The sequence below is a fragment of the Pantoea sp. S-LA4 genome (genome assembly GCF_054482835.1).
On sequence record NZ_JBTLRC010000001.1, the window covers coordinates 138,143 to 161,193 of the forward strand.

Annotated in this window: 22 protein-coding genes; 9 read left to right on the forward strand and 13 right to left on the reverse strand. The window is 53.0% G+C overall.

Features of this window, described 5'->3' with window-relative positions; translation table 11 throughout:
* Positions 1-3 precede the first annotated feature (3 nt).
* On the reverse strand, positions 4-582 hold the full coding sequence (locus ACX3P5_RS00775) for a TetR/AcrR family transcriptional regulator (protein ID WP_029571179.1): 579 nt from the start codon (positions 580-582) through the stop codon (positions 4-6).
* Positions 583-658: 76 nt separating this feature from the next.
* Positions 659-1,189, reverse strand: a complete 531-nt coding sequence (locus tag ACX3P5_RS00780; protein WP_458968128.1) for a thioredoxin family protein — start codon at positions 1,187-1,189, stop codon at positions 659-661.
* A 182-nt stretch (positions 1,190-1,371) separates the two neighbouring features.
* Here ACX3P5_RS00780 and ACX3P5_RS00785 point away from each other — a divergent pair, with 182 nt between their 5' ends.
* From ACX3P5_RS00785 to gorA, 3 genes are all read left to right on the forward strand, one after another.
* The gene (locus ACX3P5_RS00785; protein ID WP_159222870.1) at positions 1,372-2,235 is read left to right on the forward strand and encodes a DMT family transporter; all 864 of its coding nucleotides are present in this window, start codon (positions 1,372-1,374) and stop codon (positions 2,233-2,235) included.
* Positions 2,236-2,375: 140 nt separating this feature from the next.
* Complete coding sequence (locus tag ACX3P5_RS00790) at positions 2,376-3,587, forward strand: MalY/PatB family protein (protein WP_067437149.1); 1,212 nt, start codon at positions 2,376-2,378, stop codon at positions 3,585-3,587.
* A gap of 33 nt (positions 3,588-3,620) precedes the next feature.
* The gene (gene gorA, locus ACX3P5_RS00795) at positions 3,621-4,976 is read left to right on the forward strand and encodes a glutathione-disulfide reductase (RefSeq protein ID WP_424999313.1); all 1,356 of its coding nucleotides are present in this window, start codon (positions 3,621-3,623) and stop codon (positions 4,974-4,976) included.
* Between the two features lie 162 nt (positions 4,977-5,138).
* Here gorA and ACX3P5_RS00800 read toward each other — a convergent pair whose 3' ends face one another.
* Entirely contained in the window at positions 5,139-5,696 is a 558-nt protein-coding gene (locus tag ACX3P5_RS00800) for an OsmC family protein (RefSeq protein WP_029571184.1), read from the reverse strand.
* 553 nt (positions 5,697-6,249) lie between these two features.
* Between ACX3P5_RS00800 and xylB the strand changes: the two genes are divergently transcribed.
* From xylB to ACX3P5_RS00825, 5 genes are all read left to right on the forward strand, one after another.
* On the forward strand, positions 6,250-7,698 hold the full coding sequence (xylB, locus tag ACX3P5_RS00805; RefSeq protein ID WP_458968129.1) for a xylulokinase: 1,449 nt from the start codon (positions 6,250-6,252) through the stop codon (positions 7,696-7,698).
* Positions 7,695-8,720, forward strand: coding sequence for an ABC transporter permease (locus ACX3P5_RS00810; protein ID WP_064691141.1), 1,026 nt, complete (start codon positions 7,695-7,697; stop codon positions 8,718-8,720). Before xylB ends, ACX3P5_RS00810 begins: the two co-directional genes overlap by 4 nt.
* Before the next feature lie 41 nt (positions 8,721-8,761).
* Entirely contained in the window at positions 8,762-9,742 is a 981-nt protein-coding gene (locus tag ACX3P5_RS00815; RefSeq protein WP_067437157.1) for a substrate-binding domain-containing protein, read from the forward strand.
* A 17-nt stretch (positions 9,743-9,759) separates the two neighbouring features.
* Positions 9,760-11,262, forward strand: a complete 1,503-nt coding sequence (locus ACX3P5_RS00820) for a sugar ABC transporter ATP-binding protein (RefSeq protein ID WP_064691143.1) — start codon at positions 9,760-9,762, stop codon at positions 11,260-11,262.
* A gap of 257 nt (positions 11,263-11,519) precedes the next feature.
* Positions 11,520-11,804 (forward strand): DUF3892 domain-containing protein, encoded by a 285-nt coding sequence (locus ACX3P5_RS00825; RefSeq protein ID WP_064691144.1) that lies wholly within the window; start codon positions 11,520-11,522, stop codon positions 11,802-11,804.
* Positions 11,805-11,849: 45 nt separating this feature from the next.
* On the opposite strand, the gene hxlB is transcribed toward ACX3P5_RS00825, so the two are convergent.
* The 7 genes from hxlB to ACX3P5_RS00860 all read right to left on the reverse strand — a co-directional run bounded on the left by hxlB (position 11,850) and on the right by ACX3P5_RS00860 (position 17,407).
* The gene (gene hxlB, locus ACX3P5_RS00830; RefSeq protein WP_029571190.1) at positions 11,850-12,410 is read right to left on the reverse strand and encodes a 6-phospho-3-hexuloisomerase; all 561 of its coding nucleotides are present in this window, start codon (positions 12,408-12,410) and stop codon (positions 11,850-11,852) included.
* Positions 12,411-12,423: 13 nt separating this feature from the next.
* The gene (locus ACX3P5_RS00835) at positions 12,424-13,176 is read right to left on the reverse strand and encodes an SDR family NAD(P)-dependent oxidoreductase (RefSeq protein WP_029571191.1); all 753 of its coding nucleotides are present in this window, start codon (positions 13,174-13,176) and stop codon (positions 12,424-12,426) included.
* 104 nt (positions 13,177-13,280) lie between these two features.
* Positions 13,281-13,925 (reverse strand): ribulose-phosphate 3-epimerase, encoded by a 645-nt coding sequence (rpe, locus tag ACX3P5_RS00840; RefSeq protein WP_029571192.1) that lies wholly within the window; start codon positions 13,923-13,925, stop codon positions 13,281-13,283.
* Positions 13,926-13,949: 24 nt separating this feature from the next.
* Positions 13,950-15,203, reverse strand: a complete 1,254-nt coding sequence (locus tag ACX3P5_RS00845) for a PTS transporter subunit IIC (protein WP_029571193.1) — start codon at positions 15,201-15,203, stop codon at positions 13,950-13,952.
* Between the two features lie 23 nt (positions 15,204-15,226).
* On the reverse strand, positions 15,227-15,520 hold the full coding sequence (locus ACX3P5_RS00850) for a PTS sugar transporter subunit IIB (RefSeq protein WP_029571194.1): 294 nt from the start codon (positions 15,518-15,520) through the stop codon (positions 15,227-15,229).
* 18 nt (positions 15,521-15,538) lie between these two features.
* The gene (gatA, locus tag ACX3P5_RS00855) at positions 15,539-15,988 is read right to left on the reverse strand and encodes a PTS galactitol transporter subunit IIA (RefSeq protein WP_064691145.1); all 450 of its coding nucleotides are present in this window, start codon (positions 15,986-15,988) and stop codon (positions 15,539-15,541) included.
* 450 nt (positions 15,989-16,438) lie between these two features.
* A complete protein-coding gene (locus ACX3P5_RS00860) occupies positions 16,439-17,407 on the reverse strand; it encodes a sugar-binding transcriptional regulator (RefSeq protein WP_064691146.1) in 969 nt (322 codons plus the stop codon).
* Between the two features lie 453 nt (positions 17,408-17,860).
* On the opposite strand from ACX3P5_RS00860, the gene ACX3P5_RS00865 reads away from it, so the two are divergent.
* Entirely contained in the window at positions 17,861-19,066 is a 1,206-nt protein-coding gene (locus ACX3P5_RS00865; protein ID WP_227024372.1) for an MFS transporter, read from the forward strand.
* A gap of 253 nt (positions 19,067-19,319) precedes the next feature.
* On the opposite strand, the gene ACX3P5_RS00870 is transcribed toward ACX3P5_RS00865, so the two are convergent.
* The 3 genes from ACX3P5_RS00870 to ACX3P5_RS00880 form a co-directional block, all read right to left on the reverse strand.
* Positions 19,320-20,528 carry an MFS transporter gene (locus ACX3P5_RS00870; protein WP_159222869.1) on the reverse strand — a complete coding sequence of 403 codons (1,209 nt, stop codon included), beginning with the start codon at positions 20,526-20,528 and terminating at the stop codon, positions 19,320-19,322.
* Between the two features lie 109 nt (positions 20,529-20,637).
* Positions 20,638-21,465, reverse strand: coding sequence for a universal stress protein (locus tag ACX3P5_RS00875; protein WP_064691149.1), 828 nt, complete (start codon positions 21,463-21,465; stop codon positions 20,638-20,640).
* A gap of 18 nt (positions 21,466-21,483) precedes the next feature.
* On the reverse strand, positions 21,484-22,962 hold the full coding sequence (locus tag ACX3P5_RS00880; RefSeq protein ID WP_458968130.1) for a SulP family inorganic anion transporter: 1,479 nt from the start codon (positions 22,960-22,962) through the stop codon (positions 21,484-21,486).
* Positions 22,963-23,051: the final 89 nt, after the last annotated feature.

Consider the following 23,051-nt stretch of genomic DNA (forward strand, 5'->3'; position numbering starts at 1 on the left):
ACGTTATTCCTCAGGGGTAGTGTTTAAGGTAAGAAGGATGTGCCGCAGGCTGGTTTTAAAGACTTCAGACCGGCCAGTCGCTCGGGCCACCACGCTGGCGCCTTCGCAGAGGTTTATTATCAGCATAGCCACATCGGCGGGCTGCATGGCAGAAACAAACTCACCTGCATCTGTGCCACGCTTAACCACGCCAGTCAGCCATGTAATCTGCATATCAAAATACCGGGAGGTCTGTTCAATAATCGCCTCGGGGAGGTTTGCCGTTTCAGCTGAAAGCGCGCAGCATAGCGGCAATAGTGATGCCCGGTAGCTCGCCTCAAATAATGCTACATAAGCGGTAATCTGATCTGCCGCTTTGTGATGTACTGCTTCAATCTGATCAAACTGGTTAACCGTATCACTGACAGCCTGCTTCACGACCTCCTGACCGAGGATTTCTTTCGTCGGGAAGTGGTGATGTATACTTGCTTTCGTGATACCAATCAGCTTAGACAGGTCAGCATAACTGAAAGCTGAATAACCCTTTTCCCGCATCAGGTGTTCGGCCTCATTAACCAGCCGTTCACGCGTCATAATCGTCATTTTTAAACTCTTCAATCTACTAGTTGGTAGATTGTATCCTTCATGCCCATTTATGGCAAGCAGTCGGCGTGTTTCCTCAGCTGTTCTGGCGGCGACAATGCGCAGCGGCTTCCTCTGCACGAAACAGTACTGCGGCAATTTCCCGGGTTGTATCCAGGAGCATCTCACCTTTTCGGTACCGGTCGGTCATGTTTCCCTGCGCATCGTTTGCATTACGCGGTCTTTCAATAAACTTACCGAGAAGTTCGAAGTTGCTGTTCAGCACAGCGGCAAAAGGAATGTGAATTTTATCAATGCCAAAGAAAGCTGAAAATTCATTGCCCGCGTCTTCACGCGTAATCAGGCCAAGAGAAACGTGTGGAGCTGCGCGGGCAACGGCCCTGATGGCTGGCAGGTTTCGGTGACAGTCCGGGCACCACATCTCTGCCACGACCAGAATGTAGTAGCCGCCCTGCAAGGCAGACAAACGTTCAGACAGCGTTTTATCCTCTGCCTGTCCTGCCAGCGCTTCAAAATAACGTAACGCCCCGACATCTTTCTCTGCACCGCCCTGCGTAAAAGGCTCGTAATCCATTGCGTGTGTAAACAGTGCCCTGAAGTTCATCATTTTTCTCCTGTCTTAAGTTATCCGGTTCCCGGTAGCGAAACCGCTGCGCGAGATCCGCTATTTAATTTCCGTCTCAGGCTTAAATAAGTTACTTCAGGCCTGTCCGGACAGCCAAAACGTTAGCATGAATATTACCAATCTACTGGTTGGTAGTGTATGTTTTTCTTTTTGGAGTACCCACTTTGACCAAAAAATTTATCGTACTGAAGGTTATTATTGCCATGATTGCCTTTGCGGCCAACTCCGTCATTTGCCGCGTGGCGCTGCGTGGCAACCACATTGATCCGGTGACCTTTACCGATCTCAGACTGTTAAGCGGTGCTGTCGTTCTGCTGCCTTTTTTCCTGCTCCGGAAGGACGGAAAAGGCTCACTGTCCCTGAAAAATGGGTTCAGTCTCGTGGTATATGCCATGTGTTTTGCGATTGCTTATATTCATCTGGATACCGGTGCCGGTGCATTACTGCTGTTTGGTGTTGTCCAGCTGGCCATGGTTATTTACGGCCTTTTTCACGGAGACAGGCTTTCCCCGGGAAGAGCCGCAGGCCTTCTTATAGCGTCCTGCGGATTACTGATGCTGCTGTTACCCGGTGCCACAGCGCCGATGCCGGGCAGTGCGCTGATCATGGCGCTGGCAGGGCTTGCCTGGGCGACCTATACCCTTGCCGGCAAAAAAATGCCTGAAGCCACAGCGTCTACTGCCGGTAACTTCCTGATTGCCGCGTCCCTGGCGCTTCTTGTTTCTCCTTTTATCAGCAGCGGTATGCATGCTGACGGCACTGGCATTGTTCTGGCCGTAATGGCGGGTGCAGTTGCATCAGCCGGCGCCTACGTTCTCTGGTATTCACTTCTGCCGCATCTGGATGCCGTGACCGCGAGTACGGTTCAGCTGAGCGTACCCTGTCTCGCCATGCTCGGCGGCGTGTTATTTACCGGTGAATCACTGAGCCTGAAAATGGTTCTGTCTGCGGGGGCCGTGCTCAGCGGGATTGGTATAGTAATTGGTTTTTCGCGGTCCGAAAGCAGTGGCAGCAGCCCGGCAAAGTAAAAGATCAGAAAGACTTGATTTACCAACTAGTAGGTTGGTAATCTCAATCCGGGTGCTTTGCATTGCCCGGACTCCCTGCAGCTGGTCTGTCTGACGGTCGTCGGGCCGTGATTGTTATTTCGGATATACCGGATATCTTCATGCAATACGATTTTGACGGGCTTATTGAACGATCGGGAACAGACAGTCTGACCGCCGAGGGCTGGCGTGAATATATGTTCGGCGACTGCCAGGGCGACATACCATCAGAGCCGCCCGGTGGCTTTATTAATCTGTGGGTAGCGGATATGGCGTTTTCCACGCCTCCGGAGGTACTGGAGGCTATCCGTGCGCGGCTCAGCCAGAAAATAATTGGTTATACTAAAGCTTACCACCCCGGGTATCTTCTGAGCTTTGAAAACTGGTGCGAAAGGCACTATGGCTATCGTTTTCCGCGCGAGAGTATTGTGCTGTCACCCGGGGTGATACCCGCGCTGTACCGGCTGGTTCCATTACTGACACGTCAGGATGAAAGTATCCTGATCCTCACACCCTCGTATGCCCCCTTTAAGAAAGCCGGGGAATACAGCGACCGTCGTGTGATCAGCTGCCCGCTGAAAAGCAATAGCGGGTATATGACGGTTGATTTTGATGCGATGCAGAATCTTGTGCAGGATAATACGTTGAGGATAAAAGCGTTTTTCCTGTGTAATCCGCATAATCCCACGGGGCGTGTCTGGCATCCTCATGAGCTTCGCAGGATGACCGAAATCTGTCTGGAAAACGACGTCTGGATCATTTCAGATGAAATTCACTGTGACCTGACGCGCATTGGCATTTCACACACGCCTGCGGCTTCCCTTTTTCCCCACAGTCAGAAAATCATTACCTGCATGTCTTCCAGCAAAACGTTTAACCTTGCAGGTAACCTGCTGGCCAACATCATGATCCCTGATCCTGGCGTCAGGACTGCCTGGCTTCGCCTGCACGATGAATTCGTTTCCCCGCTAAGCCTGGCGGCTAACATTGCGGCCTGGTCGCAGTGTGATGAGTGGCTGCTTCAGGTAAAACGCTATATTGACGGAAATTTTCTTTTCCTGAGTGAGTGGCTGAAAAAACATCTTCCCCGCGTCCGCTACAGCATTCCTGAAGGCACCTATCTTGCCTGGATTGACCTGGCGCCGCTTTCTGCTCAGGACGAACCGAAATTCACTTCCCACTTTTTTGCAGAAAAAGCGGGTGTTCTTGTAGAGGACGGATCCATGTTTGTCGGTAACGGTGATAACCACATACGGCTTAATCTTGCCTGCCCTCGCGCCGTTCTGAGCGAAGGGCTGCTTCGTATATATCTGGCATTAACCGCCTCAACCTGAAACCAGGACAGCAGAGCTGTCCGGAGTACAAAAATGACAAACCGACACTTCGATTATCTCACCATCGGCGGCGGCAGCGGCGGTATCGCCTCGATAAACCGTGCGGCTATCTATGGCCAGAAATGCGCCCTGATTGAAGCGAAAGAACTGGGAGGCACCTGCGTGAACGTGGGTTGCGTACCGAAAAAAATCATGTGGCACGCCGCGCAAATCGCCGAAGCTATCCATCTCTACGGACCGGATTATGGCTTCGACACCACAGTGAATCGCTTCGACTGGGCCACGCTTGTAAAAAACCGCAGCGCCTATATCGACCGTATCCACACTTCGTATAAAAACGTGCTGGGTAAAAACAATGTTGAAGTGATCAAAGGATTCGCCCGTTTCGTTGATGCGCACAGCGTTGAAGTCAACGGTGAGATCATCACGGCGGATCATATTCTGATTGCCACCGGCGGTCGCCCCAGCCATCCGTCGATACCGGGCGCAGAGTACGGCATTGATTCCGACGGTTTCTTTGAGCTGGATGCGCTGCCGAAGCGCACCGCAGTTGTTGGCGCGGGCTATATCGCGGTTGAGCTGGCGGGCGTTGTGAATGCGCTGGGTTCAGAAACTCACCTGTTCGTGCGTAAGCAGGCGCCGCTGCGCAGCTTCGATCCGCTACTCACCGAGACGCTGGTCGAAGTGATGAACAGCGAAGGTCCGGCGTTGCACACCGAATCCATTCCAAAAGCGGTGATTAAAAACAGTGATGGCAGCCTGACGCTGCAGCTGGAAAATGGCAGTGACTGTACCGTGGACTGCCTGGTCTGGGCGATTGGCCGTGAGCCCGCCAACGATCACCTCAACATTGAAGCCGCAGGCGTGGCACTCGACGACAGGGGCTATATCAAAGTCGATAAATTCCAGAACACCAGTGTGTCAGGCATCTATGCCGTGGGCGACAACACCGGTGCGGTTGAACTGACGCCGGTTGCGGTTGCCGCAGGCCGTCGTCTCTCTGAGCGTCTGTTTAACAACAAGCCGGACGAGCATCTGGATTACAGCAATGTGCCGACCGTGGTGTTCAGCCATCCGCCGATTGGCACCGTGGGGCTGACCGAACCGCAGGCGCGCGAACAGTATGGCGACGATCAGGTGAAGGTCTACCAATCGTCGTTCACTGCCATGTACACCGCGGTCACTCAGCATCGTCAGCCGTGCCGTATGAAGCTGGTCTGTATGGGTGCCGATGAGAAGATTGTCGGCATTCACGGTATCGGATTTGGTATGGATGAGATTCTGCAGGGCTTTGCCGTGGCGCTGAAAATGGGTGCCACCAAAAAAGACTTCGATAACACCGTAGCGATCCACCCGACGGCTGCAGAAGAGTTTGTGACGATGCGCTGATTGGCGCGATGCGAGGCGCATAACAGGCGACTCCGGTAGTCTGTTATGCGCCTGAAGCTTCATGCAGAACAGTGCTGAGTAAAACAGATAACTGGCTGCACAGAAAAACCCTGCTCCGGGAGGAACAGGGTCATGAAGCTTCACAGGCAGAACAGATGTGACTTATACGAGACGTGTCTCAATCGGCACCGGGTTAGCCAGCGTGTCATGAATAGGTGATGCCTCAGGAAGCAGGCTGACCAGCTCTTCCAGCTGTTCACGGCTCGCCGTATTACTTTCAAGACGTACGTCTACGCGGATACCTTTAGCCCCTTTACGGGCGTTTTTATCCAGTCCCAGGAAACCTTTCATATCAATATCGAAATAGAGATCCAGCTCGATACTTTCCAGATCTACACCTTTTTCAGCAGCCATCAGGGTCAGAGTAGCGGTATAACACCCGGCCAGCGCCTGCAGAATATATTCGGTGGGGCTCATGCCGGTGTCGGCACCAAGCAGCCCAGGTGGTTCGTCCCCGATATTCGAGAATTTGCCTACGCGGCTACGGTCTTCTTTGCCATTCTGAAATGACGATCCGGTTTCCACACGTACGGCCAGACCGCCGTGTGAACGCGCTTTTACCTGGAATGACATGTTACCAAGGCCAGGCTCTGCGCGAACGGCCTCACGAACGTTACTGATGGCGTCAGCGGAAGCCTGAGGTTTTGCTGAATGCGACATACATACTCCTGTAAACGGTTTGTGGGAGAAAGCCAGAATAGGCCAGCTATCTACTAGTAGGTAGATTAGTCATTTGAAATGCCGTTGTCCAGTTTTAAAAAAGTTATTCATCATACTTTCGATTTAACCGCAGAAGCTGATCTGAACCTGACGGGTCACTCAATGACTGGCGGCGTAATGAGCGGGGGGTGTCAGAAACGCTGATACGTACTGGCAGAATATTTACGGCGGCCTCCCTCCGGCAGAGTGCTGACTATCCTGGAGGCATCTGCTTCTTCATCAGCGCCAGACCGGAGGAGCTTACACCGGAGAGATCAGTCCAACGCAGGCAGGACTATCAGGAATAAAAGTGAGAGCTGCTTAACGTTCCCGGATAACGTCAATTGACGGATGATTTCATAGCGGTATTGTCTGCACTTAACAAACGAGCAAACAAAAGTGATCATATGAGCAAAATTGTTGAGCCATGCAGCATCCCGGCTTAGCTGTTTTGAGTCTGATGATACTTTTGTTCAGCTCTGTCATTTCTCAGAAATTGTTCAGGGGTAGTTCAATGAAGCGGGACCTTGTTGCGGGAATAGACTCATCGACTCAGTCTTGTACCGTTATGCTGCGCAGCCTTGAAAGTGGCGACGTGATTGCTCAGGCCCGTAAGCCGCATCCGCCGACGACGCCCCCCTGCAGTGAGCAGGATCCGCAGGCCTGGTGGGACGCGTTAACTTCGGCTCTGGATGAGCTCAAAGCATGGCAGCCCCGTATTGCAGGGCTTGCTGTCGGAGGGCAGGGTCACGGTCTGGTCATGCTTGATAAAGATGACCGGGCACTGCGTCCAGCCAAGCTCTGGAATGACACTGAGTCTGCTACCCAGGCACACGAGTTGTGCCGGAAAGTTGACCCTGAAGAGTGGGCTCGCCTTACAGGATCGGTGCCCGGACCGGCGATGACCATTTCAAAACTGGCGTGGACCGAACATCACTGCCCCGGCCTGCTTGAAAAGTGCCATCGCATTATGCTGCCGTTTGACTATCTGGTTTATCGCCTCAGCGGCAGTTTTGTGTGTGAGCGTGGCGGTGCATCCGGGACCGGCTACTTCAACCCTTTCACCAATAGCTGGGAGCCTGAGCTCGCTGCTGTGGTAAACAACCGAATTGACTGGCTCTCCCTCTGGCCTGCAATCATTCCCTCGCATCAGCCTGCTGGCGTGGTGAAGCTGATCCCCGGTCTGGAAGACCTTGCTGGTGCCGTTGTAGGCGTAGGAACTGGCGATAATATGTCTGCTGCGCTGGGAATGAACCTGAAATCCGGTGATATCGGCATATCGATCGGCACGAGCGGTACGCTGTACGGCATAACCCCGACGGGAATAGCCGACAGCACCGGGATTATCAACGGCTATGCAGATGCGGCCGATCGCTTCATTCCCATGATTACCACGCTGAATTCCGCGAAGGTAACCGATACATTCCGCACCCTGCTGGGTGTTACCACTGACGAATTCGATGCACTCGCACTGAGTTCACCTGCCGGCGCCAACGGTCTGCAGCTTGTCCCATGGCTGGATGGCGAGCGCACGCCTAACCTTCCCGACGCTACGGGGCACATGCGCGGGTTACGCACCACCACAACCAGAGAAGATATGGCCCGCGCTGCCGTGGAAGGCGTGCTGTGCGGCCTGCTGGCAGGCGGACTGATCCTGAAACAGCATGGCTTCAGTGATGACGGGCACATCGTTGTCACCGGCGGCGGGGCGAAGTCACATGCCTACCGCCAGATCCTTGCTGACCTGACTGGCAAACCGGTCTGGGTTTCTCCGGTGGAAGAAACAGCCGCCGCCGGGGCAGCCATTCAGGCAGCCGCTGCTGTACTGGGATGTACGAATGCTGAAATGGCCGAACGCTGGTGCAGGCCATTTGTGAAAGTCGCCGATCCCTGTGAGGATGCGCGCCATGTTCTGAACGCTTACGTTAACTATGCCAATGCTTTATCAGGAGAGCTGCAATGAGTTCAATGAGCACACCCGCTAAAATTAAACCCCCAAGGCAGCCACTTAAAGTGCCTGCTGAAGCGGGGATCGCCGTGGTTTTTTTACTGGTTATGCTGGGCGGCTTTATCGCCACGCCTAATTTTCTGACCGTATCCAACATGATGGTTTTACTTCTTAACGGCGCGGTCATCGGTTTCCTGTGTCTGGGGCAGTCTTTTGTTCTGCTGACAGGCGGGATTGACCTTTCCTGTGGCTCAATTGTGGCCATGACCTGCGTAGTCGCGGCGCTGCTGATGGAAAAATTTGGCATTCCCTGGCAGCTTGCCGTACCCATGGTTCTGGCGGTGGGGGCCCTGAGCGGTCTGGTTAATGGGCTGATCATCGAACGTACCGGCGTTCCACCTTTCATTGTGACGTTTGCAATGATGGGCGTGGCGGCATCCATTCCGCAGATTATCACCGGAGCCGAGTCGATCCGCGTGACGCAAATCGGTTACAGCCTTATCGGTCAGTCAAAACCCCTGGGTATTCCGTTTCCGGTGATAGCCCTGCTGCTGGCCATTATTATTGGCGTCATCTTCCTGCGGCGGACCATCACCGGTACCCATATTTATGCGGTCGGCGGCAACGCAGATGCCGCGCGCCTGTCAGGGATCAGCATTCCGCGTATAACCCTGCTGGTCTATGCCATCTCCGGTCTCTGCTCGGCATGCGGCGGACTGATTTACGGCTCGCGCCTGATGACTGGATATCCGACGGCGGGCCGTGGTGACGAGCTGTTTTTCTCAATCGCGGGTGCGGTAGTGGGCGGCGTCAGCTTGTTTGGCGGCACCGGCAGCCTTATCGGCGCGATGATCGGGGCAATGCTGATTGCCGCCATATCCAATCTGATGAACGTACTGAACGTCAGCGCTTACTGGCAGCCGCTGGTTATCGGACTGATCATCCTGTTTGGCGTGACGTTCGATACTCTGCGCACGTCCAGAAAAATCGTGATCCCCTGGTTCAAAGTCAGGAAATCACCAAAAACACAACAATAAAGCCTCTTAACCTCTGACCTGTACCTTACCAGGAGATAAACATGAAACTGCGTACGACTCTCACTGCAACAGCTACGATCGTTGCGCTGGCCTGCCTGCTTGCCGGCTGTAACCGGGATGATGCGGAAAGCACCGCAGGCGCTGGCAAAAAAACACTCGGTGTAACGCTTCCGAACCTGACCAACCCCTATTATGTGGCCATGAAAAAAAGCTTTGAGGATAATGCTGCTGCTCAGGGGATGAACGTCAAAATCTCGATTTCTGATAATGACGATGCCAAACAGCTGTCGCAGGTGCAGAACTTCATCGAGCAGAAAGTGGATGCGGTTGCGGTGAACTGCGTTTCGTCCGGGCCATGCGTTTCAATTATCAGTCAGCTCAATCAGGCAAAAATCCCGGCATTTGCTATCAATATCCTCCCTGATACAGCGGGACTCAAACAACAGAACGTCACCCTTGTGCAGGGGGTTCAGACCGATCAGCGGGAAGGCGGCAGGCTCATTGGGCAGCAGCTGCTGAAGGACATCGGTGAAAACAGCCCGGCAACGGTCGGGATAGTGGGAGAACCGACTTCAATAGCCGCAAACGCCCGTGATGAGGGGTTCAAAGCCGCCGTCGCGTCCAATAAAAATATTAAGTTTGTTGCGCTGGTTAACGGAAAGGTGGAAGAAACCACGTCTCTGAAAGTGACCACTGAAATGCTGCAGGGCAGGCCGGAGATTGACGTGGTGTATTCAGACACCGAACCTTCCGCACTGGGTTCACTGGCAGCCATCAGGCAGCTGGGCGTCAGTGACAAAGTGAAATTATATGCTTTTGTAGATAAAGAAGGCGTTAAAGCCGTTCAGGACAACAGCATACTCAAAGCCGGTGCGATTCAGGAACCCGTAAAGCTTGCTCAGATACTGGTTGAAAACGTCCGGAAAAGCCTGGGCGGTGAACAGGTCCCGGCCATGATCAACAATCCACCGCTGCTGGTCACTAAAGACAACGCGGCCTCCGTTATGGGTTCAGCGTACTGAGTAAAAGGCAGACAGTTATGAATTATGTGGCGAAGCAGATAAAAATCGGTTTTTCAGGCGTGCAGGTCCTTCATGGTGTGGATTTCAGCGTAAAACCTGGTGAAATTCACGCCCTTCTCGGCCATAACGGCGCGGGTAAATCAACGCTGCTGAAAATACTGGCTGGCGTCAATATGCCGGATAACGGGGAGCTGATGATTGGTGCTACGCCGGTGCGCCTTGCATCGCCACGTGATGCGCTCAGCCACGGTATTGCCTGCGTCTACCAGGAACTCCGGCTTATTCCCGGTATGAGCGTATGGCAGAACCTTTTCCTCGGGCGTGAGCGCCGCAAGCGCAACGGTTTTACCGATGATGTCAGCATGATTGCACATACTGAGAAAGTGCTGAGTGATTACCACCTGGATTTCAGCGCGACCGATCTTGTCAGGGACCTCTCTCATCCGGACAAGCAGATGCTGGAAGTGGTCTCTAATCTCGATCGTGACGCACGTTTTCTTTTTCTCGATGAACCGACGACCGCGCTGGAGGGTGCGCAGGCAGACGCGCTGCTGCAGGCCGTACAGCGCATTGCGCGCGAGAAACAGATTGGCGTGGTGCTGGTATCGCATAAGCTGGACGAGGTGCTGGGCGTCTGCGATGAGGCTACAGTGATGTGCGGCGGCCGCGTGATTTATAACGAAGGTAAAAAAACGCTGAGCAAGAGCGCCATTATCGACGCAATCGTGGGCGACGCAAATGCTTATCAGGCTCCCTCAAACAGCCGCGGCCTGATCCGGGGGGCACTGGGTAAACCCTGGCTGTCGGTGAGTAACCTGCATACGGATCGCCTTAAAGGTGTGAACCTTGAAGCGTACCGCGGGGAGATTCTTGGAGTCTATGGACTGGCCGGTGCAGGCCGTACGCGCCTGTGCCAGACGCTGTTTGGACTGGAAACCGTCACCGGTGGTGAAATCCGGGTGGGACACAGGGAATATCATCCCTCATCACCTGTAAAGGCCATTTCCCGTGGCATTGCCTACCTGACCGAGGAGCGTAAAAAGGACGGGTTTATTCCCCAGATGTCGAGCTATGCTAACGCGACGCTGCCGGTTCTGAAAAAATTCCGCTCCGGTGGTTTTGTGAGTCACGGCGCGGCGCGGCAGGCTGCCTCAGAACTGCTGGGCAAAATGAATACGCGGGGATCGCTGGATGGACCGATTAAGGCCCTCTCTGGCGGGAATCAGCAAAAGGTACTGCTGGCCCGGGTTATTGCGCAAAACGCGGACCTGGTGTTGCTGGATGAACCAACTAAAGGTGTCGATATTGGTGCGAAAGCGGACATCTACCGCATCATCCATCAGCTGGCGGATAAAGGCTGCTGCGTTATCGTGGTATCGAGCGAGGAAGAGGAACTGCTGGACGTCGCGGACAACATCACGGTATTCCGCCACGGTAAATGTGATGGCGTGATTGTCCCGGCAAAGGAGCTTAAACCTGCAGACCTGCGCAAAGCTGCATGGGAACACGCTGAACCTTAAATCATCCCCTCCGGCACCTGATGCCAGTCAGGCTGCCAGTCAGGCTGCCAGCCTGACTGGCAGTTGTGCTTCCCCACCTGTTCTACCCCTGAATATGCGATCCGCAGTAGGTCGCTGAGCAGACGTCGTTTTCGGCAGCAGAAGGCTATCGATATATATCCCTGTAAATGATAAGTGTGATGGTTGAAATTCACCCGTCTGAACAAATATCAGGCTGTGGAACGCGGTTACGCGGTGTAGCCACGAAGGAGAGTCACATGGCAGACTTTTATATCTCGGGTATACGCAGGGACAGTACAGGGCAGCACATTCAGTACGTTAAAATCATCAAAGCTGGCAAGGGAAATAAAGACGCCTCCATCAACTCGCGACAGTTTGTTGCCGAGCTGATAAAGGCCAGTAAGGCGACGTTTAAGACGATCACGCTTGTTAACGGGCAGTGGGTTTATGGCGCGAATGTTCACGTCATAGACGATATTTACCTTACGACTGATCCGAATAGTACGACACGCGATAATCTCGGCAACCTGCCGGTCTTTTAAAAGTGTGCCATGCACAGAGCGCTTCCGGAGAAGCGCTCTGTGACGTCATTCAAGGTCAGCGTGCCGTGCAGCCATGGTTTTGCTGGTTTCTCCCAGCTGAGCCATCAGCTCAAGCACAATGGCATCGTAAGTTATGAAACAGAGCTGCTCAAATGCAGAGCCCATCGGCTGGGAAAATGGTACCGGATTGTGATCGTTTTCCTTTGTCACTGCACCAGGTAAAACCAGTATGCTGCCGGCCAGTCTGGCAATTGACGAGTCTTTCTTCATGGTCACCAGCGCCACACCGACGCCACTTTCAGCAGCCTTTTGCGCGAGACTTTTAAGGCTGCCGGTTTCGCCACTGCCGGAACCAATAATCAACAGGTCACCCGGACGGGCACGTGGAGACGAAATGTCTCCCACCACGCTCACGGAGAATCCCAGATGCATTAACCGGTTAGCAAACCCCCTGATTGCAACTCCGCTGCGTCCGGCTCCCTGCAAAAAAATGTGTCCCGCACTGCGGATCCGGGCAATCAGCTGCATCGCCTGATCCTCATCAATTTTCTGCGCATTTTGCTCTAATTCACTGAGGATGCTTCGTGTGTATTCCTGTACGCTCATTTTCAGCTCCCGGTCAGGCAATGGTACGGCCGCCATCCATAAGGATGGTCTGTCCCTGGATGTAGGAGTTTGATTTATCAGCGAGAAAAATGGCCAGGTTTGCTACGTCATCAATGGTGCCCAGGCGGCGGACCGGAATTTTTTCCAGCACTGCATCCAGATCGGCCTGCGTCGGATAGTTAACACGCATCATTTCGCCGGTATCAATCAGGCGGGGTGCAATAGCGTTAACGTTAACGCCTCTCGGTCCCAGCTCTTTTGCCAGGCCGCGGATAAGCCCCTCCCCGCCTGCTTTGCTCGCCGGATAGCTCACGCCGCCGCCGGTTCCTGACAGCGCTGAACCGGAAGAAATGTATACAATTGATCCCTGATTGGTGAGAAAATCATCGTAAAAAGCCTTAACGGTATTGAACAAGCCGGTCAGATTGATGGAGAGGGTCTTATTCCACTCCTCAAAAGAGATATCACTGACCCGGTTAGCGAAGGCTACACCTGCATTCAGCACCAGAACGTCGATGCGGCCATACGCTGCAAAAACCTTATTACGCGCATCGACCAGAGCCTTCGGGTCAGATACATCCGTTCTGATGAAAAGTGATTTTACATCGGCGGACGTCAGTTCTTCAGCGGTTCTGATACCGTTGGCTTCATTGTAATCAGCGATGACGGTATGGGCACCACGATCCGCGAACTGTTTTGCAATCCCTTTTCCGATACCGTGCGCACCGCCGGTGATAAACACAACCTTTCCTGCAAAATTACCCATCAGCATTTTCTCCTGAATTTTTACGACCAGGAAGGACGTTCCCAGCCGGATGACCTGAATCACGACTGCTTATGCAATCAACTTTTCTTTGATAAAGGCTTAAATCAGTTCATAGCAGCTTTTAATTCCCGGTAGCTCGATTCCGGGTTCGCATTAAACAGCGCGCCGCCGACGACAATTAAATCCGCACCGGCTTCCCGGACTTTTTTTGCTATTGCAAGGTTAATGCCGCCATCGACTTCAATCAGGATATTCCGGTCGGCGATCATTTCCCGTGTATTCCTGATTTTCTCCAGGCTTTTTTCAATAAAGACCTGGCCTGGCTGTCCCGGATTAATGGTCATGATGAGAATGTAATCGATATCGTCCAGCAGATAGGTCAGTACGTTTTCAGGCGTACCCGGATTAATTACCACCCCGGCTTTACGTCCGGCCTGGCGGATCTTCTGTAAAATAAAATGCACGTGCGGAGTTGATTCATAATGTACGGAAATCATTTCTGCACCGGTACTGATAACGTCATCAATATGTCTTTGCGGATCTGCCAGCATCATATGTACATCAAATTTCATTTTGCTGACCTTTTTCATTGCGGATATCTGGTTCGGACCAAATGCGATATTACTGACATAAGAACCGTCCATTAAATCAACGTGCAGTATGTCGGTATTTTCATTTTCCAGAAACCGGATCTCATCCTGCAGTCGCAGGATATTTGCCCCGAAAATTGACGGTAAAATCTGTGCCATGGTAAGTAAACCTCATTGTTCAAATCAGTGGAATACCGTGCTCAGCCAGTACGTCAGTACTTCCCACGGGCCGGTCAGTACAAAGTCAGTGCCCTGCCCCTGTAAACCCACGCCGGCACCGTGCAGGAACTGCGTTGCGCCTGGCGCCACATAGCCGCCTAAATACATAACAACAATGCTGAACAGTAAGGTGGAGATAACGGCGCGGATGACGTTTCCGTTACTGGCCATCACGGTCATAGTTGTCATATAGATGATCGACATCAGCACACCGATGGGAAAAATCATGATGCCCGGAAATACCAGTGCGCAGAGCATGGTCAGCGGAATGGTGATAACGGTAACGGTAACGGTGGCCGGATCGCCCAGCGCCAGCGCACAGTCCATACCAATGTTCAACTCTGCGTCCTTGCCCATTTGCTTCTGCATAATTTCTTTGGCGCTTTTGCCAATCGGAGACAGACCTTCCATCAGCACGCCCACAACTTTGGGCAGCAGTACCATGACTGCGGCAACACCCATTGCCATGGGCACAATAGTTGTCACGGGCTGACGGGTCAGGATCCCGAGCAGGCACCCGACCATGACGCCAATAATGGCTGGCTCACCAAATACTCCCAGTCGTTTCTGCACGCTTTCCAAGTCGAGGTCGAGTCTGTTCAGGCCAGGAATGACGTCGATAATTTTATTGACCAGCAGCGCAAAAGGTAATGTCCAGCCAATGTGGATCATGGTGGTGCAGGTCGTTCCTTCCAGACCGTAGTATTTCTGCCAGCGGGGAGCTATTAAATCACCGATAAACAGCGCGATGACGCTCAGGGCCACGGCTACGCCAAAACCGATAAAGAAACTGTCAAACACGAAGTAAGCCAGCGCACCAGGAACGAGGAAGTGCATATAGTTCCAGATATCCACGTTAAGCGTTCTGGTTAACTTCAGGCGAACAAGGAGCAGGTTAAGAATGATGCCGACAGGCACAACCAGAGCCGCAAATGGTGCAACCCATGCCGCTGCGCCTACTGCGGGCCATCCAATATCAGCAACGGTAAACCCGCTGCCAATTTTCGAATAATAGGCGATAGCAGGCTGCAGGGAGGTGCTCAGCAGGTTAACAACCAGACCCAGTCCGATAAAGCCGATACCGACGGTAATGCCTGATTTGATGGCCGCTCCGACTTTCATGCGGAAAACCAGGCCTAAAATAAAGATGACAAGTGGCAGGATAGCGGTAGCACCCATACCTGTTATCGTCAGCATTATGCTTTTTAACATTTCCATCCTGACACCCTCTTAATCTGTTATTATTTCCGGGTCAGATCAGTTAGTAATTCACCAAGTTTTTTTCGCAACACGCCTTCATTAATGCCGGTGATAAAACCCGCGACACTCATGTGAGGCTTGCCCATATCACCTTTATAATTATTCGTTGTTAAAACAACGTCGGCATGCTGCAATTCTGAAGGCAGTTCTGACATGCTGCATTTATTTATTTTGTACTGAGAGATTCCGTATTCAGCACAAACAGATTTAACCTCATCAGCAGCAAGTGTTGAGGTGGCGACTCCGCTTCCGCAGGCGACAAGAATAGTAATCATAATTTTGCTCCGGTAAGGTTATTGCATGATTTCTGAAATAAATAATGCTTCAGCTTTTTCAGACGGCAGTTCCAGGAGATTCTGATAGAAACCTTTGTCCTGCAGCTTGCTGAACAGGGATTTCAACAGCTGCAACTGATTAGACGGGTTGGTTACCACTAAATTGATGACAAGTCGTACCGGTAATTTATCATCGCCATCAGCCTGACCGACCTCAACGGGCTCAGGCAGACGAATAATGTAAACAGAAGGTGTGTTGGCATGCGTACTGTCACAGTGCGGGATCGCCACAGAATAACCATCAAGCAAAATACCCGTCGGGTACATGGCTTCACGCTCACGTAGTGCCTCCAGATAGGTATCCTTCACTGTCCCCGCAGCATTCTGCCGTTCATTAATATGCTGCAGCACCTCGTCATAGCTTTTGAAGTCGGCGCCATCGGTGACGCTGATAAGTACTGTATTCATAATTTCTCCCGGTAACCTTTTGATGCTCAAATGAGCATTAAAATATGTACACATGAGCATTTATAGCATGCCGGCGTTTAGCGGTAACAAGCAGAGAGCAAAAGTTATAGGTCGATCACAGTAATAAACAATTGAGCTAAATATAAAATGCTCACATGAGCATATGGCTGAATGCTATATGACCATCTATTTGTCTCAACTTGCTGAATTAAAAGGAAATATATCTGTTACGGCTGTTCTGCTGTTTCGTAAGGTCTCTTTGCGGAAGCGCTTGGAATCCTAGAGGGATAATTGAGCGGGAGTCCTGACAACTGCAGGCGTAATGCGCGGAAATCTGACCGTATGGACTTTTCGCGAAGCTGAGCCACTGTTGCTGCGTCGTGAAATTTCAAAAAGAGGGGCGCCTGCAGCGCCCCGTATTGAAAGAGAAACCAGTTTTTTCCTGACTTATCAGGGACTGACCAGCTTTACCGCTGTATCAAAGTCGGTGATCAGCACATCAAGAAGGCCTGATTTAAGAGAGGCTACGATACCTTCATACTTCTGCTCTCCTCCCGCCACGCCAATCACTGTTTTCGCGCTTCGCAGTTGCTCTGTGGAAATACCGAATCCCAGCCGGCTTATCGGGCTGTCAAGGATCTCCCCTTTGCTGTTGACGAGCGTGATGCAAACATCAGCTGCAATGTCGTCACGGAAAAGTGGTGTCTGCCATTCTTCGGGAAAAATGTCGCACAGGCTGGACGAGCCGGTTTTCCACGCGCCAATACCAGTAATAACGACGTCCAGGCATGAATAATACTGCTGGGTGTCAACCACTGCAGGATCGCTGGCCAGCTTTTCTGCCAGACTTTCATCATCAACCCACATGGGGACATACATAGGATGTGCCTTTCCCTGAGAGATAGCTGCCAGCCGGTGTATCAGGTCTATCGGACCCTGACTGAATTCAATACCCGGATGTACGCCTGAAAGCTGTACAATATCTAAAGCAGGGAGGCTGGTCAGCTGACTCACGGTACTGGACAGAACTCGCCCCCAGGCAATACCCACCTTCATACCCCCGGTCAGGTAATTGCCCAGATAGCTGGCTGTGATACCACCCAGCTTCTCATTTAGTTCTTCCTGGCTGTTCCAGGATTCTGATACAGAAAGCACGACGGCTTTTTGCAGGCCGTATTTCTCGCAGATATTATGGGCCACTTCTTCATCAAGCATCTGCTGTTTGGGAAAAAGGAACTTAACGTATTCCTGTTCGATCGCCTCATCGATCAGGCGCGCGGCCTTGAATCGTGAGATCTCAAGCTCTTCGGCAATTTCTGTTTTGGTCTTCATCTCAACAAAATAACGGCGAACGACCAGAGAATAGATATAGCGGGGGTCATAACCTGACCAGCGGCTATTTTTTATACGTTTAGGCATGGCTAATTCCGTTTTAATCGAAAGGAAATATCACAAAGGTTAACCTGTTGCCCCTGATTTTAATCAAAAGAGTACACTTTTTTATGCTCGTTTGGTATTTACTGGAGTGCTTATCTTACTGCTGTGTGATGGGCAACACGTATACTGTATCTGGTTGGTAAAGCTGGCTGGTATTTTACCTGCGCGTCCGGCTGCCACAGGTACACCTTAGAGACGGTATCCATGATAAAGGTTTGAAAACAGGTTGCCCGAAATGACCTTTCTTGAGTAAAGCAGTACCGCACTGGCAGTATGAATGTAACTAATTAAACAAGCTGTTTTTTTACATGTTTCACAGATTAAGGTTAGAAGTGTTTTGCACAGTGTATGTCCGGCAATCAGATACGGCCCATAGCCCGTTCTGTCACCGCCAGGTTACAGAAATCACAGGCGCTAATTTCGGTAAAACGATTAATGAATATCAGCAAAAAGCCTTCCCGTGAACTTCATAAATCATCTGCTACTCCTGAAGGGGAAAAGTCCAGGTCGTTCATCAGATGGCTTCTTTCATCAGCTTTCCTGAGTTTTCCACAGGCTGCAGGCCCCATTGCATTCTCATTGCTTGCACTCAGTATCACAGGCGATAGCAGAGGCGGGGCAGCGATGATCCTTGCCATGACGATTGCTCAGGTTATTGGCGTGATCCCGTTCACACGCCTGGGGAACCGCTTTAACTCGGTCACTTACTTCCAGCTACTGACGCTTACTCGTTCTGTGGCTTTACTCTGCATAGTACTGGCATCATGGTATAAATTGCCTTTTACGGTATTAGTCATACTTGCCAGCCTGGCCGGACTGGTAAATGGTGCAGCTCAGGGATATTTAAGGGTGATACTAAACCACGTGGTTAACGCAAACCGTTTACCACGTGGGCTGGGTATGGCAGCGACTCTGAATGAGATGGTTTTTGTTCTGGCTCCCGTGGCCGCATCAGGACTGGGAAGCATCTCCCCGGTGTTTTCTCTGCTTGTCATTACCGCTCTGGGTATACTTCCCGCTATTCTCATTCCCCGGCTTAATATCCGGAGCTCACCTTCCGTGGTTAAAACCCAACAAAGAGCACTGACAAGACCGGTTGCTTTGGTGCTTATATGCTCTACTGCAGCTGAGGCAACCGTCGCCGCCGTTGAGATAGGTGCCGTGGCGTTAGCCCTGAGCTTTCGGTATGAGCCATTTTATGCCATTTTTTTCACCGTTCCCTTGTGCCTTGCCTCTGTCATGGGAGGAGTCTGGGTCAGTATCCGCAACCGGATGTCTGCACCCGGCACAGTACTTTTACATCTGTGCCTGATGATGCTAGGGGCTTTGATGGTTACTGTTAATTTCTCCGTCATTACAACCATTGTGGGTGTGATGTGTATTGGCTCTGTCATTGCCCCACTTGGAACACATTTTTCGCTTGTACTTGATGAAATGTCTCCTCCGCATTTGAAAGCCGAGGTCTTCGCCTTACTGCGAACCTCCAATGCCATGGGTGTGATATTTGCGAGTGCCCTTCTGACTGTTACATCGCTGTCATTATCACTGTTAATGATTACGATTTTTATTGGGATAGTCGCTTCAGGAATGGCTGTTGCAGTGCTGGGTAAGAAAAGCGTGATTGAGACTGATTGTGAATAACGCCTCAAACAGTAGGGCTCATTGCTTAATCAAAGACATAGCACATTTAAGATAATTATCAGAAGATTAGTAAGAATATAACCGGCAAATGACTGTCATTTATTAAGCCTACAGAAAAGCATTTATCTGCTTCTGGTACGAAACAGACCAGTGTACTTGAAGGTCCGCTATGAGCGAAAAGCGGACGTTGTCCGCTTTGGTACAGAGTTGAATTTACTTACTTCACTTTGGGCCTGTCAGATAAGTCCTGTATTTAACTGTTTATGTCGTCGGGGCTGGCTACCTGAACCCGGGTTGCGACCAGGCTGGCAGCGAGAATGAAGACCAGGCAAATCAGTGCCTGTATTCTGAGAGTGACGTGATGATCAATCAGCACACCCATGATGACCGGGGAAGCGCCGCTGGCAAGCACAGTACCTGCCTCAACGGCAGATCGCACTTTTGCCAGCTGCGCGGAGCCAAACAGCTGCACCCACAGCGCGGTCGCCAGCGTGGACGCAATGGCTGACGATACGCCGGTCATTATGAGATAAAACGGCGTGACCCACTGACTGCTGCTGAGCCACAGCGCCAGCATGCTAGCGCCCTGCGGCAGCAGAAACCACGGCAACAGACGGCGTGGCGTCATCCGGTCTATCAGCGGACCAAATGATAACAGGGAAACCGCCTGCGTTATCGCGTAGGCAATAAACCACCCTGCAACCCACGACAGTGCCCATCCTTTCTCCTCTGCCAGGCGCGCCTGATGGAAAAAGAAGCCCGTAGTGATGAAAGGTGACGCCAGCACTGCGGGCAGAGCAAGAAGCAGATTCCGGTTCTTCCATACTGACGCTTCGCGAACCTTCTCTGCGCCCCGCTTTCTGAACGTCCGCAGCGGCTTTTCGGCAGCGCGCGGAAGGCAGCTGACAGCCAGCGCAACGCCGGCAATCAGAACCACAGCGTTTATCAGCCAGGCAATGCGCCATCCCGTCAGATAGTTAATCTGCACAGCAGCCAACGGAAACAGCGCCTGCGCCAGTGACAGGCCCAGCGCGATGGCGCCCAGCGCCTTGCCGGCATCAAGCGGAAACTGGCGCGCAGTCGCCGTCAGGGCGGTATGCACCATCAGCCCCTGCCCGCCGAGGCGAAGCAGGTAAAAGCCTGCACAAAGCATCCATGCCGCCTGCGCGCCGGAGACCAGCAGGCACGCCGTTATCAGCAGCAGGGTAACGGCCAGGGTGAAGCGACGGGTGGTGGTGTAATCAATCATCCGGCCTGCCCAGGTCAGCGTGACGGCACTCATCACGGTGCCGGCGGCATAAAGGCCGCCCAGCCCGCCGTCGCTGAGCCCGAATGCCTGACGCAGGTCCTGCCCGTAAAGCGATACGAAATAAGTCTGTCCGAAACTCGACATTGCCATCAGTATCGCGGCAAAAGCCAGATGGCTGCCGTGCTGATACATAAAGCGAAACAGCTGACGCATGGTATTCCCTGAGCGCGGCTGACAAAGGAGCCGCACAAATGAACTGCTCTGGGACTGATGTTCCGGAGGCGCGTTATGAAAAGGGCCCGCGATTGCAGGCCCGTAAAGTTTACCGCAGCATCAGCAGCGGATGACGGCTTTCGGCCAGCATCGCCGTGGTGTGACTGCCGATAAAGAACTGGCGCAGCCGGGAGTGTCCCCAGGCCCCCATCACGATCAGGTCCGTGCCGTTCTCCTCCGCGTAACGACACAGGCCGCGCGAGACGGATTCATCCTGAATCAGCCGGGACTCTGCATCGATGCCGGCTGCCTGCAGGATTTGCTGCGCATCATGCAGTGAAGCATCGTCGCCGTTCACCATCACAACATGGCAGGTCAGACCGCGAAGCAGCGGGCTCACGGTCAGCCGGGTCAGGTTTCGGCGGCTGGCCTCGCTGCCGTCCCAGGCAAAGAGCACCCGGGATGGCGTGCTGAACGTTTCAGGCACGACCAGCACGGGCACTTTCTGCAGGCGGATGACGCTTTCCAGCTGGCTGCCCACCGTATGTTCCGCGCCCCGTCGTCCGAGAACCATCAGCCTGACGTCATCAAGTCCGGCAAGTATTTCATCCAGCGCGCCGTGCATCTGTAGCTGACGCACTTCCGGAACCCCCGCACGGGACAGCCGCTCCGCGCAACCGCTCAGAATGGCTTTACCCTGTGCCATGAGCAGGCGGCTGCGCTCACCCTCCACGCGCACAAGCTCTTCGGTCAGCAGCTCTTTGCTGTCGATGCCAATGCTGCCGCTCAGGTCAGATACGGCCGGATGACCATCTTTTTCCAGCACGTGCAGCAGGGACAGTGGCGCCGGGAGGCCGGCGGCGGCCCACGCCGCGTAGTCACAGACCGGCCCGGTTGACGGCGAACCGTCCACGCAGGCCACAACGGTATTGTTCATAGCTGAATCTCCTGTCGGTTAATGACCGCCCATCAGTTTTTCCGCTTCTTCCGGCTTGTCATGCACGCCGAAGCGGTCAACGAGGGTACGGGTGGCGTCGTTCATGCCCAGTATTTCCACCTCAGCGCCTTCCCGGCGGAACTTAATCACCGCCTTATCAAGCGCGCTCACGGAGGTAATGTCCCAGAAGTGAGCGTGTGTGACGTCAATGACCACGCGCTCTGCCGCTTCCCTGAAGTCAAAGTGGCTCATAAAGCGATCGGCGGAGGCAAAAAAGACCTGGCCGGTCACGGTATAGGTCCGGGTATCGCCCTCCAGTGACGATTTGACCGTCATAAAGCGAGCTACCTTGGTGGCAAAATTCAGCGAGGCAATCAGCACCCCGGTCAGCACGCCGAAGGCCAGATTGTCGGTTGCCACCACCACGACCACGGTTGCCAGCATGACCACGCTGGTTGACAGCGGATGGCGGCGCAGGTCGGTGATGGATCGCCAGGAGAAGGTGCCGATGGAAACCATGATCATGACCGCGACCAGCGCCGCCATCGGGATCTGCGATACCTGGTCACGAAGGAAGATAATCAGGCAGAGCAGCACCAGTCCGGCCGTCAGGGTGGAAAGGCGTCCGCGCCCGCCAGACTTCACGTTAATCACCGACTGACCGATCATGGCGCAGCCCGCCATGCCGCCGATAAATGCCGTGCAGACGTTGGCAATACCCTGCGCCTTGCACTCGCGGTTTTTATCGCTCGGGGTGTCGGTCATGTCGTCCACGATAGTGGCAGTCATCATGGATTCCAGCAGTCCCACCACGGCAAGGCCGGCAGAATAAGGCAGGATAATCAGCAGCGTATCCAGGTTCAGCGGAATGTCCGGAATGAGGAATACCGGCAGGCTGTCAGGCAGTTTGCCCATGTCGCCCACGGTGCGAACGTCCAGGTGCAACCACATGGAAATGGCGGTCAGCACCACGATGCAGATCAGCGGGGAGGGAATGGTTTTATTGAGGTACGGAAAGAGGTAGATGATTGCCAGGCCAGCGGCGGTGAGCGCATAAACGTGCCAGGTCACGTTTGTCAGCTCCGGCAGCTGCGCCATGAATATCAGAATGGCCAGCGCGTTGACGAAGCCTGTCACAACAGAGCGCGACACGTAGCGCATCAGGCTGCCAAGCTTCAGGTAGCTGGCAGCCAGCTGCAGCAGGCCGGTTAACACCGATGCCGCCAGCAGATACTGCAGGCCGTGGTCTTTCACCAGGGTTATCATCAGCAGCGCCATGGCGCCGGTGGCCGATGAAATCATGGCGGGACGTCCGCCAAAGATGGCCATAACCACGGGAATACAGAACGCCGAGTAAAGGCCGACCTGCGGGTCAACTCCGGCAATGATGGAAAACGCGATCGCTTCAGGAATAAGCGCGAGCGCGACGACAATACCGGCGAGCACGTCACCACGGACGTTGCCCAGCCAGTCCTTACGCGTCGAGGACAGCAGCATAGTAATTTCTCAGATTTTGAATACAGTCAGCCCGTAAGGGCAAAAATTTCAGGTACGAATAAGCACATCCGCAGACGGGATGTTTTTGA